11 protein-coding genes are annotated in these 15,145 nt (G+C 67.7%); 1 reads left to right on the forward strand and 10 read right to left on the reverse strand.

All coding sequences use genetic code 11. From position 1 onward, the window contains the following. Positions 1 to 50 precede the first annotated feature (50 nt). The 6 genes from ACQG3P_RS16315 to ACQG3P_RS16340 form a co-directional block, all read right to left on the reverse strand. Positions 51 to 2,264, reverse strand: coding sequence for an ATP-binding protein (locus ACQG3P_RS16315; protein ID WP_426805635.1), 2,214 nt, complete (start codon positions 2,262 to 2,264; stop codon positions 51 to 53). A 1-nt stretch (position 2,265) separates the two neighbouring features. Beyond that, positions 2,266 to 3,405 (reverse strand): response regulator, encoded by a 1,140-nt coding sequence (locus ACQG3P_RS16320; protein WP_068851546.1) that lies wholly within the window; start codon positions 3,403 to 3,405, stop codon positions 2,266 to 2,268. A gap of 200 nt (positions 3,406 to 3,605) precedes the next feature. Then, entirely contained in the window at positions 3,606 to 5,123 is a 1,518-nt protein-coding gene (gene lysS, locus ACQG3P_RS16325; protein WP_282247200.1) for a lysine--tRNA ligase, read from the reverse strand. Positions 5,124 to 5,217: 94 nt separating this feature from the next. Then, a protein-coding gene (gene prfB, locus ACQG3P_RS16330; protein WP_099047393.1) for a peptide chain release factor 2 occupies positions 5,218 to 6,343 on the reverse strand; the annotation gives its coding sequence in 2 pieces (ribosomal slippage) (positions 5,218 to 6,267 and positions 6,269 to 6,343; 1,125 coding nt in all). 55 nt (positions 6,344 to 6,398) lie between these two features. Then, positions 6,399 to 7,310, reverse strand: a complete 912-nt coding sequence (locus ACQG3P_RS16335; RefSeq protein ID WP_426805636.1) for a LytTR family DNA-binding domain-containing protein — start codon at positions 7,308 to 7,310, stop codon at positions 6,399 to 6,401. A 45-nt stretch (positions 7,311 to 7,355) separates the two neighbouring features. After that, positions 7,356 to 10,277, reverse strand: coding sequence for a VIT domain-containing protein (locus tag ACQG3P_RS16340; RefSeq protein WP_426805637.1), 2,922 nt, complete (start codon positions 10,275 to 10,277; stop codon positions 7,356 to 7,358). A 124-nt stretch (positions 10,278 to 10,401) separates the two neighbouring features. On the opposite strand from ACQG3P_RS16340, the gene ACQG3P_RS16345 reads away from it, so the two are divergent. After that, positions 10,402 to 11,451 (forward strand): DUF1176 domain-containing protein, encoded by a 1,050-nt coding sequence (locus ACQG3P_RS16345; RefSeq protein ID WP_426805638.1) that lies wholly within the window; start codon positions 10,402 to 10,404, stop codon positions 11,449 to 11,451. 13 nt (positions 11,452 to 11,464) lie between these two features. Here ACQG3P_RS16345 and ACQG3P_RS16350 read toward each other — a convergent pair whose 3' ends face one another. The 4 genes from ACQG3P_RS16350 to ACQG3P_RS16365 all read right to left on the reverse strand — a co-directional run bounded on the left by ACQG3P_RS16350 (position 11,465) and on the right by ACQG3P_RS16365 (position 15,144). Further along, complete coding sequence (locus tag ACQG3P_RS16350) at positions 11,465 to 11,773, reverse strand: hypothetical protein (protein WP_141236255.1); 309 nt, start codon at positions 11,771 to 11,773, stop codon at positions 11,465 to 11,467. Continuing rightward, positions 11,770 to 12,318 (reverse strand): hypothetical protein, encoded by a 549-nt coding sequence (locus ACQG3P_RS16355; RefSeq protein WP_426805639.1) that lies wholly within the window; start codon positions 12,316 to 12,318, stop codon positions 11,770 to 11,772. Before ACQG3P_RS16355 ends, ACQG3P_RS16350 begins: the two co-directional genes overlap by 4 nt. An 87-nt stretch (positions 12,319 to 12,405) precedes the next feature. Continuing rightward, positions 12,406 to 14,139, reverse strand: coding sequence for a single-stranded-DNA-specific exonuclease RecJ (gene recJ, locus ACQG3P_RS16360; RefSeq protein WP_426805640.1), 1,734 nt, complete (start codon positions 14,137 to 14,139; stop codon positions 12,406 to 12,408). An 84-nt stretch (positions 14,140 to 14,223) separates the two neighbouring features. After that, entirely contained in the window at positions 14,224 to 15,144 is a 921-nt protein-coding gene (locus tag ACQG3P_RS16365; protein ID WP_426805641.1) for a phosphoglycerate mutase, read from the reverse strand. Position 15,145: the final 1 nt, after the last annotated feature.

Here is a 15,145-nt window from a genome sequence, read left to right on the forward strand (position 1 = left end):
CGCAAGCAGGGGGTACCAGTAAAAAAGCCCGGTTGGAGCCGGGCTTTTTTTCAACGCATGTCGATGCCACCGTCGTCCGTGGACGCAGCACCGGGACGCCTGCGCTCTTCCAGCGCCTGCTTGCCTTCCTTCACCGCCGTGCGGATCAGCTTCATCCGCTCGCGCCATTCGCTCTTGAGCTGCCAGTCGGCCATGTGCATCACCTCGCCGGCACGGTAAGCCACCCGCACCAGGCCCAGGTTGCTGGCCACGCCCTTGATGGCGTGCGCCTGCTCGCGCAGGTATACCCAGTCACCACGTTCGCCCGCTTCCATCGCCACGCCCACGCACTGCGTGGCGTCGGCCAGGCACTGGCGGATGAACTCCTGCTCGAAGCCCTCGCCCATGCCCAGCGCGGCCAGTTCATCGAGCACGCCGGTATCGAGCACGCCGACGGCCACCGGCGTGGACGGCACCACGGCGGTGCGGGCTTTCAGGCCATCGTTGGCGGCGATCTCGGCCAGGGTGTCCAGCAGCTTCACCGGCACCACCGGCTTGCCGAAGAAGGTGTGCGCGCCGGCCTGGGTGCACTGCTGGATCGACTCGGGGGTGACGTCGGCGCTGAGCACCAGCACCGGCGTGCGCGGGGCGCCACCGGCCTGCAGCACGCGCAGCTCCTTGAGCATGTCCAGCCCGCTCATGCCCGGCATGTGCAGGTCGACGATGGCTACGTCGTAATCGCTTTCGGCCATCGCATCGAGCACCGCTTCGCCGCCATTGACGCACACCACCTTGTGCCCGGCCTTCTGCAGCAGCCGCTGCAGCACCAGCCGGTTGGCCTGGTGGTCGTCGGCCACCAGCACCTTCATGCTGCGCACGCGAGCGCGGTGGCGCAGGAACGGGTCGGCGAAAGCGATTACATTGTCCTGCGCGCTCTGCAGGCCATTGCCGAGCACGGCCGGGGTGAACTCGCCGGCCACCACCGGTGGCAATGAGAACGGCAGTTCGAACCAGAAGCAGCTGCCCTGCGGCGGGTTCTCGGCATAGCCGATCCGTCCCCCCATGGCTTCCACCAGCCCACGCGAGATCGAGGTACCCAGCCCGCTGCCTTCGTGGCGGCGGCCCAGGCTGACATCGGCCTGCTCGAAGGCCTGGAACAGGCGCGAACGCATTTCCGGGCCCACGCCAATGCCGGTGTCCAGGATGTCGAAGCGCAACCGGACCTGGCCGTGGCCCTCCTCGCCTACCTGCGACACCCGGATCTCGATCCTGCCGTGCTCGGTGAATTTCACCGCATTGCCGGCCAGGTTGAGCAGGATCTGGCGCAGGTGACCGAGGTCGCCGCGCAGCAGGCGCGGCACGCCTGCGGCGACCTTGACCTGGTAATCCAGGTGCTTCAAACGCGCCTGCGGCATCAGGATCAGGCCGATCGACTGCACCACGTCGTCCAGCGAGAAGTCCTCGGCCACCACCCGCAGCTTGCCCGCTTCGATGGCCGAGATGTCCAGTACCTCTTCCACCAGCGCCAGCAGGCTGCGCGAGGATGCCTGGATGGTATTGACGCACTCGCGCTGCTCTTCATCCAGCGTGGTGGTGGCCAGCACCTCGGTCATGCCCGACAGGCCATTGAGCGGCGTGCGGAACTCGTGGCTCATGTTGGCCAGGAAACGGCTCTTGGCCTCGCTGGCGCGGCGCGCCTCGTCCATCGCATGGGTCAACTGGCGCAGCAGGCTGGCGAAGTACAGCGGCACCGCCGCCAGGCCCAGCCACAGGCCGAAGCCCAGCCGCGCATTGGCCTGCCAGTAGCCGGTGGCGAGCACGGTCACCCCGAAACTGACCAGCGCCATGCCCACGGCGGCGTACAGGTACTTGTTGCCGTAGCGCATGCCGTTGCCCACCGTGACCCACATCACCACGATGTAGACCCACGACAGCGGCTCTCCCATCTGCACCATGCCGGCAGCAATCAGCCCGTAATCGGCCAGCATGCCGGCCACCCGGCGCGGGTCCGAACGACCGGGGCGCGCCAGCAGCCACGAAAACAGCAGCACCGACAGGGTCAGCCCGGTCAGCACGATGCCCAGCACCACCTGGTACTGGTGGTGCGGAAGGTCATTGCGCACCCCCGGCATCAGCACGTAGCCCAGGATCAGCACGATCAAGACGATGCGTACGATCGCCTGGCCATGCTCGCTGTCAGGGCGGTTGCCCAGCCGGTGCCTGAGCAGCGCCAGGCCCGGGAGCGCGCCAAGCCGCTGCTTCAACACCTGGAACAGACCGGCCATGTCACATCCCCGGGCGGGAGGACGCAACAGAATGCTGCGCGCAGATGTCGTCCAGCTGCACGCGGCCGCGCAGCAGTGCGTCCACGCAGCGCGGGTCGAACAGGCGCCCGCGTTGTGCGTACAGATAGGCCAGGGTGGCTTCCATCGTCCATGCTTCCTTGTATGGGCGCGGCGAGATCAGGGCATCGAAGACATCGGCAACGGCCACGATCCGCGCTTCCAGCGGGATGGCTTCACCGACCAGACCGTCGGGATACCCGCTGCCGTCGTAACGTTCGTGGTGGCGCAGCGCGATCAACGCGCCGACCTGGATGAACCGGTTCTGGCTGCCACTGAGCAGCTCGTAACCGATACGCGGGTGCCGGCGCATGATGGCCAGCTCCTCGTCGTTGAGTTTGCCCTGCTTGAGCAGCACGGCATCGGGAATGGCGATCTTGCCCATGTCGTGCAGGGGCGCGGCCATCTCGATCAATTTGACTTCTTCTTCCGGCAGCCCGAGCTGCTCTGCGATCAGCCCGGCCACGTGCGCCATACGCTCGAGGTAGGCACTGGTGCCGGCATCACGGAACTCAATCGCGCGGGCCAGCCGCGACAGCGTCTCGCGCTCGCGTTCCTCGACCTCGTGCATGCTGGCCAGCAGCCGCTGTTCCAGCGACAGCGCGCGCTGCTTCACGTTTTCCGACTGCTGCCGCAGCTGCAGCAGGTTGTAGCAGCGCGCGCGCAGCTCGCGCGGGCGGATCGGCTTGACCAGGAAGTCGATGACGCCCGCTTCAAGCGCGGCCTGGCGGATCGGCTCATCGCCGACCACGGTGATCAGGATCACCGGAATGTCGCGGTGTTTGGGCAGGCGGCGGAAACGCCGGGCGAATTCCAGCCCGTCCATTTCCGGCATGCGATAGTCGAGCAGCAGCAGGTCCACCCCGTGCGATTCGCACCAGGCAAGCGCCGTCAGGGGGTCGCCGAAATCATGCACGCTCAGTTCCGGCGCGATGTCCTCGATGACATGCCGCAGCATCGTGCGCGCGGACGTCTGATCGTCAACGATGACAATATTCAAGGCTGTTTCCGTCGTCTTCCTGGACCACACTGGCACATGCTGCGGTAAGGATACCCCGCCGCTCTGCATACCGGCACCTTGCATGGAACCACCTCCGGTCACGATTCCCCAGTTCATGATCGTGGTCACAGTGTGATGCGCGTGTCACGCATGCCCCGTCCCACCTCATGCTCCATGGCCGGCGCGGATTGCGCCATCTAGGGCCACGGGGAAACCATACGCGTCCGGCCACCGCAGCGGAAGCCCGCCGGGACGGCCCCTGCGGGGCCATCCGGACCTACGTCTCAGTTTTCGGGACGCATGTAGGGGAACAGCAGTACGTCGCGGATCGAGCTGCTGCCGGTCAGCAGCATCACCAGGCGGTCGATGCCGATGCCCAGGCCGCCGGTCGGGGCCATACCGTACTCCAGCGCACGGATGTAATCGGCGTCGTAATGCATGGCTTCATCATCGCCACCTTCCTTGGCCGTCACCTGGGCCTGGAAGCGGGCCGCCTGGTCTTCCGGGTCGTTCAGCTCGGAGAAGCCGTTGGCCAGTTCCTTGCCGTTGATGAACAGCTCGAAGCGGTCGGTGTAGCCGGGCTGGTCGTCGTTGGCGCGGGCCAGCGGCGAGACCTCGACCGGGTGGTCGGTGATGAAGGTCGGCTGCACCAGGGTGTGCTCGACCGTGGCTTCGAAGATCTCCAGCAGCAGCTTGCCCCAGCCGTAGGACGGCTTGACCCGGATCTTCAGGCGCTCGCAATGGCGCAGCAGCGCCTCGCGGTCGGTGCAGTCGGCCAGGCTGATTTCCGGGTTGTGGTGGCGCACCGCCTCGTCCATCCGCCAGCGGCGGAACGCCGGGGCCAGGTCGATGGTGGCGCCGTCCCACTCCACCGTGGTGGTGCCCAGCACCTTGCTGGCCACGTCACGGATCACGCCTTCGGTCAGGTCCATCACTTCGTTGTACGTGGCGTAGGCCTCGTACAGCTCCATCATGGTGAATTCGGGGTTGTGCCGGGTGCTGACGCCTTCGTTGCGGAAGTTGCGGTTGATCTCGTACACGCGCTCCAGGCCGCCCACGACCAGCCGCTTGAGGTACAGCTCCGGGGCCACGCGCAGGTACAGGTCCAGGTCCAGCGCGTTGTGGTGGGTGGTGAACGGCTTGGCCGTGGCGCCGCCGGGGATGTAATGCATCATCGGCGTTTCGACTTCCAGGAAGTCGCGGTTGTCCAACCACGCGCGCATGGCGCGGATGATCCGCGAGCGCTTGATGAACACCTCGCGCGACTCAGGGGTCACGATCAGGTCCACGTAGCGCTGGCGGTAGCGCTGCTCGACGTCGGCCAGGCCGTGCCACTTGTCCGGCAGCGGGCGCAGCGACTTGGTCAGCAGGCGGATGCTGGTGGCCTTGACCGACAGCTCACCGGTCTTGGTCCGGGTCAGCCCGCCTTCGACGGCGATGATGTCGCCCACGTCCCAGCCCTTGAAGGCGGTGTAGGCATCGCCCAGCGTGCTGCCCTGCAGGAACAGCTGGATGCGGCCGGATTCGTCCTGGATCTGGGCGAAGCTGGCCTTGCCCATCACCCGCTTGGCCATCAGCCGGCCGGCCATCTTGACCTGGCGGTCGGTGGCTTCCAGCGCTTCGGCGGTCCACTGCTCGGCATCGGCGAACTCGCCCTGCAGGGTGCCGGCGAAATCCTCACGGCGGAAATCGTTCGGGTAGGCGATGCCCTGCCCGCGCAGCGCGGTCAGTTTCGCGCGGCGCTCGGCGATGAGGCTGTTCTCGTCGACGGGGGTCTGCGGCGCGGGGATCTGATCGTTCATGGCGTGGGTCTATGTCTGGGGGGATATGGACGGGAAATACGAAACCCGGGGTGCCGGGATGGAGCGGATCGGGCCGCACGTGGCGGCCCGACCGTCAGGCGTCGAGGCGTTTGGAACCGACTTCCAGGCCCGACTTCAGGCTGGCTTCGACGAATTCGTCGAGGTCGCCATCGAGCACCTTCTGCGTGTCCGAACGTTCGATGCCGGTGCGCAGGTCCTTGATGCGGCTCTGGTCCAGCACGTAGTTGCGGATCTGGCTGCCCCAGCCGATGTCCGACTTGGTCGCTTCCACCGCATCGCGCTCGGCGTTGCGCTTCTGGATTTCCAGCTCGTACAGCTTGGCGGCCAGCATCTTCATCGCGTTGTCGCGGTTCTGGTGCTGGCTGCGGCCGGTCTGGCAGGCCACGACCGTATTGGTCGGGATGTGCGTGATGCGCACCGCCGATTCGGTCTTGTTGACGTGCTGGCCACCGGCGCCGGACGAGCGGTACACGTCGGTACGCAGGTCGGCCGGGTTGATGTCGATTTCAATGTTGTTGTCGACTTCCGGCGACACGAACACCGAGGTGAAGCTGGTATGGCGGCGGTTGTCCGAATCGAACGGCGACTTGCGCACCAGGCGGTGCACGCCGGTTTCGGTCTTCAGCCAGCCATAGGCATAGTCGCCTTCCACGCGCAGCGTGGCCGACTTGATGCCGGCGACATCGCCACCGGACACTTCCATCAGTTCGGTCTTCCAGCCGCGCGATTCGCACCAGCGCAGGTACATGCGCAGCAGGATTTCGGCCCAGTCCTGGGCTTCGGTACCACCGGCACCGGCCTGGATGTCGACGAACGCCGGGGCGTTGTCCATCTTGCCGGAGAACATGCGCTGGAATTCCAGCTGTTCCACGTGCTTCTGGTACTTGTCCAGGTCGGCGACCACGGCCAGGGCGGTGTCTTCGTCCTGTTCGCTTTCAGCCAGTTCCAGCAGTTCGCCGGATTCGGTCAGGCCATCGAGGATGGTGGCGATGCCGCCCACGGTCTTTTCCAGGCTGGAACGCTCGCGGCCCAGGGTCTGGGCATATTCGGCGTTGTTCCAGATATCGGGGTTTTCCAGTTCCCGGGTTACTTCTTCCAGACGCTCTTTCTTGGCGTCGTAGTCAAAGATACCCCCTGAGCGAGAGCACGCGATCGGTGAGATCGGTGATTCGCTGGCGCACGGGATTGAGCTCGATCATATCGGCGGTAATGAAGGCTTGGGACAAGACCGGAATTGTAGCCCAGAGCGCTTGTTCATGTTGCTGTCGGCGTCGCTGCAGGGTCGGCCGGCGCGGGCCCCTGCCCCAGCGCGGCGCGCAGCACCGGCAGCTGGCGGCGGCTGCACGGCAGCGTGCTGCCATCTTTCAGGTGGGCCCGGGCCTCCCCGCTGTCCAGCGGCTCGATCGAGACAAGGAAGCCCAGGTTGAGCACGTAGCTGCGGTGGATGCGCACGAACCGGGCCGGATCCAGCTGCGCCTCCAGCGCCGCCATCGTGCTGCGCAGCGGGTACTCATGGCCGCGCACGTGCAGGTTCATGTAGTTGCCGGCGGCCTGGGCGTACTCGATGTCGGCGGTGGCCACCAGGAAATCCCGGCCCAGCTTGCGCACCAGGAAACGCTCGGGGCGCTCGACCGGCTCTTCCGGCGGGGCATCATCGGGCGCGGCGAGCAGGTGCGCCTCGCCCTGCCGGCGGCGGCCGAACCAGCTGAAGAAGTGCTCCAGCGCCACGAAGCTGAAGAACGCGCGCACGTCCTTGAGATACTCATACAGGATCCGGGTCGGCCAGGCCGAGCCGTCGACGTAGTGCTCGCCCACGCTGGCATAGGCCAGGTGGCGCAGCAGCATCATCCCGGCCACGTGCAGCAGCGACCAGCCCACGCTGGCCAGCAGGTACAGCGGCAGCCGCCGCTTCCAGGTATCGGCATGCAGCGGCCAGCGCTGGCAGCCCCACCACAGCAGCGGCAGGGTCAGCAGGATCATGCCGGCGCTGCTCAACTCCCAGGTCATCGGCTCCCACAGCGCCAGCACTTCGCCCCGACGCTGGGCGTCCATCACCTCGACCACGGCATTGGCCACGCCGCTGCCGAGCAGGATGGCGGCCCAGACCAGCAGGCGGCTGGTGGGCCGCCAGCGCGGGGAACTTCGGTGTGGCACGTTCGGGTCCATGCATCGGGCGCCGGGGAATCAGCGCCCGATTCTACGGGCTGCGGCTCAGCGCACGTCGAACTCGCCCACCAGCACGGTGTCGGCACTGTCCTTCAGGCGCAGGGTCACCTGCTGGTCCTGTTGGCGGCGGCTGCCCCAGTGCGTGCTCAGGCGCAGGGTCAGCGTGGTGGCCCCGGTAACCAGCTGCTCGCGGCTGCCGAAGTAGTTCGCCTCCACCTTGTAGCGGCCGGGCTTGGCCTGGCGCAGCGAGAACTGTTCCGGGCCGTAGCCGCCGGTGAAGTCGCGCGACATCTGTCCGCCCTGGAAGGTCAGCCGATTGCCATAGTAGGCGCGCTCCCCGTTGGGGTCGGTCACCCACAGGTCCATGTCGCTGTTGTCGCTGTCCCAGCTGAGCACCACGCGCAGGTCCAGCGGCATCGCCCGGCGCAGGCGCGGGTCTACTGCGCGTGCATCCACCCCGGTGCGCGCCACCAGCGTGGTCAGCTCGTCCAGTGCGATCAGCGAGATGCCGTCGAAGCGCTCGTCCCACGGCCGCACCACCACCTCATTGAACGCGGCCAGCGCCGCCTGCGGCTGGTTGTCGGCTTCCAGCGCCAAGGCCAGGTCCCGGAAGCTCTGCGGCTCTTCCTCGCCCAGCGCCAGCACGTCACGGAACACCGGTACCGCCAGCGCCGGTGCCTTGGCCTGCATCAACCGGTAGCCCAGCACGCGCAACACGTGGCGGTTCTCCAGCTGCATCTCGGCCAGGTTGGACAGCACCCGCAGCGCCAGCTCGCGTTGGCCGTGGGCGAACAGCATGTCGGCCACGTCCAGATAGAAGGCACTGCTGTCAGCGTGCTGTTCGCGTTCCTGCAGATACAGCGTGTACACCGCCTCCGGGCGTGCCGCGCGCAACCGGCGTGCGTAGGCCGAATCCGGTGCCCAGGCGGCGACCGTGATGCGCAGGCCGCTCTGGTTCGCCCGGTCATCGGCATCGCCTTCCACCGCCATCTCGGCGGCAGCATCGGCCTGCGTGCGGCGGGCCGCGGTGAGCTCCACGCGATCCAGCGTGGTGGCCGCGGCCTCCGCCCGCTCGCGCTGCGCGGTTTCGGCCGCCACCATCATGGCCGGCGCGGGCGGTGCGGGTGCGGCAGCTGGCATCGGCGCCATCAACTGCTTGCGCGACGCCACCGCTGGAGGTGCGCCTTTCGGCCAGGCCCGGTTCCACCATTGCTCGCGTTCGGCGAACTGCCGGGCCAGCGTGTCCAGGCGCGCGCGGCGGGCGCTGGCCTCGTCATCCAGCTTCACCGCGTGCAGCCGGTCGTAGTCCCACTGCAACGGTGCAGCCGGCCGGATGCCGTAGCGCAGGTAGTCGTCCAGCGTTTCCAGCACCAGCAGCGAGGTATCGGCGCCCACCAGCCCGAAGCGCTGCGACAGTGCCTGGATGGCGGCATGGTTGCCTGCGGGATCTGCGGCCAGCTCGCGACGCCGGGCGTCTGCCCAGGCATGGGCGACCAGTGCACCGCCGGTATCGCGCGCCTGCGCCAATGGCACCGTCAGCGCCTGCCGGCTACCGTCTGCACCGGGCACCTGCAGCCGCAGCACACCGTTCGCGTTCTGCATCCGGGCCAGCACGCGCACCCAGCCCTGGCCGGCGCGTTCGGCATCCACGATCAGGTCGTTCAGCCCGTCGCCTTCGGCCTGCACGTTGCCCGGGTTGTCCCGCAGCAGGCGCGCTGCCATCGATTCCACATCCTGGCTGCCGTTCAACACCAGCAGCTGGCCCTGCCCTGCACTCGCCCACGCACGCAGCCGGTCGCTGTCGGTGCGTGCACCGGCGCCGCTGAGCGCATACAGGCGCTGGTTCGCACGCAATGCGGGGCGCTCGCGCTTGCCGTAGTTGGCCAGCCCGTCGCTGACCAGCAGGTACTCGTCGATATCGGGCTGCGCGGTCCAGTCGCCCAGCGCACTGGCACCGTCGTAGGGCAGGGCCTCCAGGTACCGGCGCAGCGCGCTCCAGTCGCCGTTGCGGATCGCGAAACGACGGGCCGGCTCGGCGCGATCGCGCAGCACGGTCAGCTGTACCTCGCCATTGCCGATGGCGGCGAAGTAACGCTCAAGCACGGCCAGTTCCGCAGCCGTGTCGCGATGGCGGGCCGAGCCGGACGCATCCCACAGCAAGCCGACGCGATGCGGCAGGGTGCGGTCGCGGGTCTGCACCGGCACAGGCACCTGCACCATCACATAGTGGTCGCCATCGAAGTCACCCCGCACCGCATCCAGCCCGCGCGGCAGCGGCAGGGTCCAGCCCAGCTGATCCGGCAACTGCCTGCCGCTGCCCTGCCACTGGGCGCGCCATGCGCCGTCGCGCAGGGCCAGGGCCAGCGTCGGCGGTCCGTGCGTCACCGGTACGCCGGTGGCGACCGCGTCCAGCTGCAGCTGTACCGCGTTGGCCTGGCCCACGAACTGCAGCGGCAGCGTCCAGCGCAGGCCCTCCCTGTCCACCGGCAGGGCCTCACGCACGGTCAGCGCGACCCGGCGCGTGCCCAGCGCTGGAATGGGGTAGATGCGCAGGCGGAACTGGTTGCCGGCGGTCTGCTCCAGCAGGCCCGGGTCAACCCGGCGCCGCTCGATTGCCTCGAACACCTGCCGTCCCTGCGCCTTGGGCACGGGCACCGCATCGCGCAGCACGCCGTCGATATCCAGCGCGAACGCGGTCACCTGCTGGCCCTCGGCCAACGGGAATTCCAGCGCCCCCTCCAGCACGCGCCGGTTCGGGTTGCGGAACACCAGTTCGATGCGGGTCTCGGCCAGACCGGCCGCCACATGGCTGTCGATGCGCGCCTGCTCCAGCTGCACCGGCTGTTCCGCACCGGCCACCTTCAGCAGCGGCTCGATCAAGCGCTGCGCTGCCGCCGTCGGCACGCCCGCTCCCCCGCCCACCCACAGCAACAACCCCAAGCCAATACCGCGCAGCATGCTGTCCATGTGACGCTCCTGATCCGATGACGAAGGGTTGAACGCACCAGCACCGGAAACGGGGTTGGACAGCACGCCCCCTGCTGGTCCACGATCCCTCCCCCATGGAATGTTGTCGAAGAAGGATGTCCGCATGCGCCTGTCCCTGATTCCCCTGCTGATTGCCGGCCTGCTCCCGGTCGCACACGCCGCACCGGCCGGCGCGATCACGCCCGGCTTGGCATTCAGCCATGAGGACTGGACCTTGGCCTGCGACAACACCCGCACCTGCCGGGCTGCCGGGTACCAGAACGAGGACGCCGGCGGCGATCCGGTCTCCGTGCTGCTCACCCGGCGTGGCGGGCCGGACCAGCTGATCGGGGCCGAGCTGATGCTGGGCGAGTACGAGGAAAGCGACCTGCCGGCCACTGTCACCCTGCGCATCAACGGCATCGCGCTGGGCACCGTGGCGGACAACACCCGCTTCTCTGCGGCGCAGGTAACGGCACTGCTCAAGGCCCTGGTGAAGGACAGCAGCATCGAGCTGATCGGCGACAACGGCCGCCAATGGACCCTCTCCGACCGTGGCGCATCGGCGGTGCTGTTGAAGATGGACGAATTCCAGGGTCGGCTCGGCACGCCGGGCGCGATCCTGCGCAAAGGCAGCCGGGCCGAAGCCAGCGTGCCCGCCTCGCTGCCGGTACCGGTGGTGAACCTGCCACGGCGCGTGGCCACGCGCCCGGCCGACGAAGCCCTGGCCAACGCCCCGGCGCTTCGTGCCGCACTGGCCGCCGCGACCTCGCAGGACGACTGCGAATCACTGCACCCCACCGAGGGCACCTATGCGGACGAAGGCCCCCAGGCAATCGCGGTCAAGCGCCTGGACAACCGCCGGCTGCTGGTGTCCATGACCTGCTGGCGCGGCGCCTACAACGCGGGCAGCGGCTACTGGGTGGTCAACGACCACGCGCCCTACCAGCCCGCTTACATCACCAACCTGGGCGTGGACGACGACGCGCTGACCATCTCGTCCTCGCACAAGGGCCGCGGCCTGGGCGACTGCTGGTCCAGCGCCAGCTGGGCGTGGAACGGCGCCGCTTACGTCAAGACGTCAGACAGCACCACCGGCCTGTGCCGCCTGGTCGCCGCGGGCGGTGCGTGGGACCTGCCCACGCTGGTAACCGAGGTGAAGGAGGCTCCCTGAGCCGCCCGCAGGGTCAGAACGGGAACACGGTCGAGGTTGCCTGCGCGGCATTGAACAGGCGCTGCAGCAGCAGGTAATCGCCCTCGGCACTGTCGTTGGTGACAAAGCGATGGGCCTGCTGATCCATGCCGCCTCGATAGAAGACCATGAACTGGTTGGCTTCCAGATTCCGGTTGAAGTCGTGCCGCACGGTCATGCTGAACTCCGGTGTTCCCACCGAGACATCGTCACCCTCCGCATCGAACAGCCACGCCAGTTCGCCAGCCTCCGTCTTGAGGAGGACCTTTTCCAGGAACGTCAATAGACCGGTCGGCAGCATCATTCTTCCACTCCTCTTCGTTCCAGCGTCTCCACGCTTGACTTGATCCTGACCAGATGATCGCTGAGCGTGTGGCGGGCCTCCCGGCTCATCGTCGCGCTTGTCGCGTTATGGATTGCCTTCAGGATGATCATTTCCGCATCGTTCAACAGGGGCGTGAGCGAAGGGGGTTGGGAGAGCTCCTTCGCGTAACGCGCATCCAGCCGCGCCAGGAAGCGGCGCGCCATCTGCAGTGCCCTCAAGGCCGCACTATAGTCTTTTCGCTGAACTTTCGAGCTCACGTCATCTATCAAAGAGATGACTTCGATAGCTAGAACCTTTGCTTGCTGGTGTGCGGCACGCGCAAAGGCCTTCCTTACTGCCTTTCCAGCGGTTCCGGCATGCACGATCTCCCCGATGGCAACAACCAGCGCCACCAATGTCGCGCCTCCGCACCAGTAATTGAAGACGTTGATGCTGTCGGAATTGCCCCACTCCCCCTTCAGATGGACGAGCGATGCGCAGACCAACAGCGTGGCAACCAGGTAGGTCCAGCGAACATGCGACATGTCTTTCGCCACTCCCCAAGCCAACATGGCGGGCAATGGCGTGACACTACGTGTCTCGATCCGGCGCCACAGTAGGCGCAGTCCCAATCACGCGTCGGCGCAGTGCTCGATGATCAGCTGGATCGCACCGCCGCCGCGGTAGTCGTCGCTGACCAGGCGATAGGCGATGTGCACGTTGTTGGCCGGCGCGTTGCCGCGCCAGCCACTGAAGTGGATGGCGTTGATCGGCTCGGCGCGGCCGGGCACGCGCAGGCTGAGCTTGAGATGCTTTTCCTTCAGCACCTGCCAGCGCGCCACCTGGAAGTGGCCATCGAACAGCGGCTCCGGGAAGCCCTGCCCCCACGGGCCGGCCAGGCGCAGCGCTTCGGCGTGCTGGAAATCCAGCTCGGCCGGGGCAAGTTCGCCATCGCTCATCAGCAGCTGCTGCAACGCAGCCGGATCCATGCTGGCTTCGACCACGGCGACGAAGGCGTGCTGGAACTCCTGCAGCCGCGCGTGCGGCAGGCTCAGGCCGGCCGCCATCGCGTGGCCGCCGAACTTGTCGATCAGCCCCGGGTGGCCCGCGTTGACCAGCGCCAGCGCGTCACGGATGTGGAAACCGGCAATCGACCGCGCCGAACCCCGCAGCGAATCGCTGCCGGGTTCGGCGGGCGCAAACGCAATCACCGGCCGGTGCAGGCGATCCTTCATCTTCGATGCCACCAGGCCCACCACGCCCGGGTGCCATTCGGCATCGAACAGGCAGGCGGCAATCGGGCGCTCGCCTTCGGCGGTTAGCACCGCGCGGGACACGGCAAGCTCTGCGTCATCGGTCATCAACTGCTGCACCGCGCGCCGCTCGGCGTTGATCTGCTCCAGCGTCTGCGCGATCTCACGGGCCTGGCTGCGGTCTTCGGTGAGCAGCAGTTCGATGCCCAGCGCCATGTCTTCCAGCCGGCCGGCCGCGTTCAGTCGTGGCCCAAGGGCGAAGCCGATGTCGGTGGCACTCAGCCGCGCGGCATCGCGGCCACTGGCCTCGATCAGCGCCTGCAGCCCGACGCAGCCGTGGCCGGCGCGCAGCCGGCGCAGTCCCGCCGACACCAGCGCCCGGTTGTTGGCATCCAGGGCGACCAGATCGGCCACCGTGCCGACCGCGACCAGGTCCAGCAGGGTCAGCAGGTCCGGTTCGGTACCCGCTGCGTACGCACCCTGCACCCGCAGGTGCCGGCGCAGGGCCATCAACACATAGAAGATCACGCCGACGCCGGCCAGCGCCTTGCTCGGGAACGCATCACCGTTGATGTTGGGATCCACGATGGCATCGGCCGGCGGAAGCTGTTCGCCCGGCAGATGGTGGTCGGTCACCAGCACCTTCCAACCGAGCGCTTTGGCCGCGGAAACGCCGGCATGGCAGGCAATGCCGTGATCGACCGTCACCAGCAGGCCGGGCTGCAGCGGCGCCAGTTCGGCCACCAGTGATGGCGACAGGCCGTAGCCGTGCAGCATGCGGTTGGGTACCGCATGCACGACGTCGCGCGCGCCGAGCATGCGCAGGCCGCGCACGCCGACCGCGCAGGCGGTGGCGCCATCACAATCGAAATCGCCTACGACAAGGATGCGCTCATCGGCCGCAATCGCCGTGGCCAGCAGGTCCACGGCGGCCTGCATGCTGCCCATCAGTTCCGGCGCGTGCAGCTGGGCCAGCTTCGGCTGCGCCTGCGCCGCATCGGTAACCCCGCGCGCCGCGTACAGGCGCTGCAGCAGCGGCAGGATGTCGCCCGGCCACTCGCCGAGGGCGGCAACGGGACGACGTTGGATCTGGAGCGAATCAGGAGAAGTCAAAGCGGGCTCGATAAACAGCGCGAACGCCGATGGCGACCATGATACGCGCGGTCAATCCACAAGGCAGGCGCTACGGGCGACCGATCACCCTTCGTGAAGTTGGACCGGCTTCTTCCAGAACCGCCAGCGCTGGCCCTTGTCCAGCTCGAACCGCGCGCCATCCTCGAAATCCAGCACCAGCCGGCGCAGTTCGCCGCGCTGCAATGCCGACAACAGCGGCCGGATCGCATCGTTGCCCAGCTGTTCCAGCGAACGCAGCTGGCGCAGGTCCACCAGCGCATCCACCTGCTGGTCGCCATCGGCCTGCACGCCGGCCGCCTTGGCCAAGGCCTGCAGCAGCGCATCGCGGCTGCGGACCTGCGCGTGGGCGGTACGCACCGCCCCGGGCAGCTCACCGCCACCCCAGAACCACAGCGAATTGACCGCCCGCTTGCCGGCTGACAGGCGCTGCACGTTCCACGGGTGCTGGTGCAGCACCACCTGGGCTTCAGTCAACAACGCCCGCCAGCGTCGCCCGGCGTCGCCTTCGGGCAGGTGCGCGAACAGGTCATCGCCCAGCACGTCATCGGGCGCGGCGAACGCCGGCAGCGTGGTGCCTGGCGGCAAGCGCAGGTACCAGCGCGACGGCGTCGGCGCATCCAGGGTGAATCCATATCCGGCAAACAGCGGCTGCAGCGCCGGCAGCAACGCCGCCACGTCGTCGGCCTCAAGCCGCAGCGTGTCGCCGTGGCCCATCATCCGCGCGCCGTGCATGTCCGGCACCACGTTGGCCGGGTCCGCACGCAGCCACACGCCATCGTGGGCATCGCCCACATCCAGCTGGCGAGTCAGCGCCGCTACCGGCCAATCGGCCGGCTGCAGCTGGAAATGCCGCTGCAGCTGGGCGCGCTCGCCGGCATCGACCCGGCTGCGCTCGGCGCGGCCGAGCGCCTTGGCCACGTCATCAGGCAACGCCGCCGCCGGGAAGCGGCTGCGCGCCGGCAGCAACAGGGTTGCCGTGGCCATG

Source organism: Stenotrophomonas sp. SrG, from assembly GCF_050031795.1.
Lineage (GTDB): Bacteria > Pseudomonadota > Gammaproteobacteria > Xanthomonadales > Xanthomonadaceae > Stenotrophomonas > Stenotrophomonas rhizophila_A.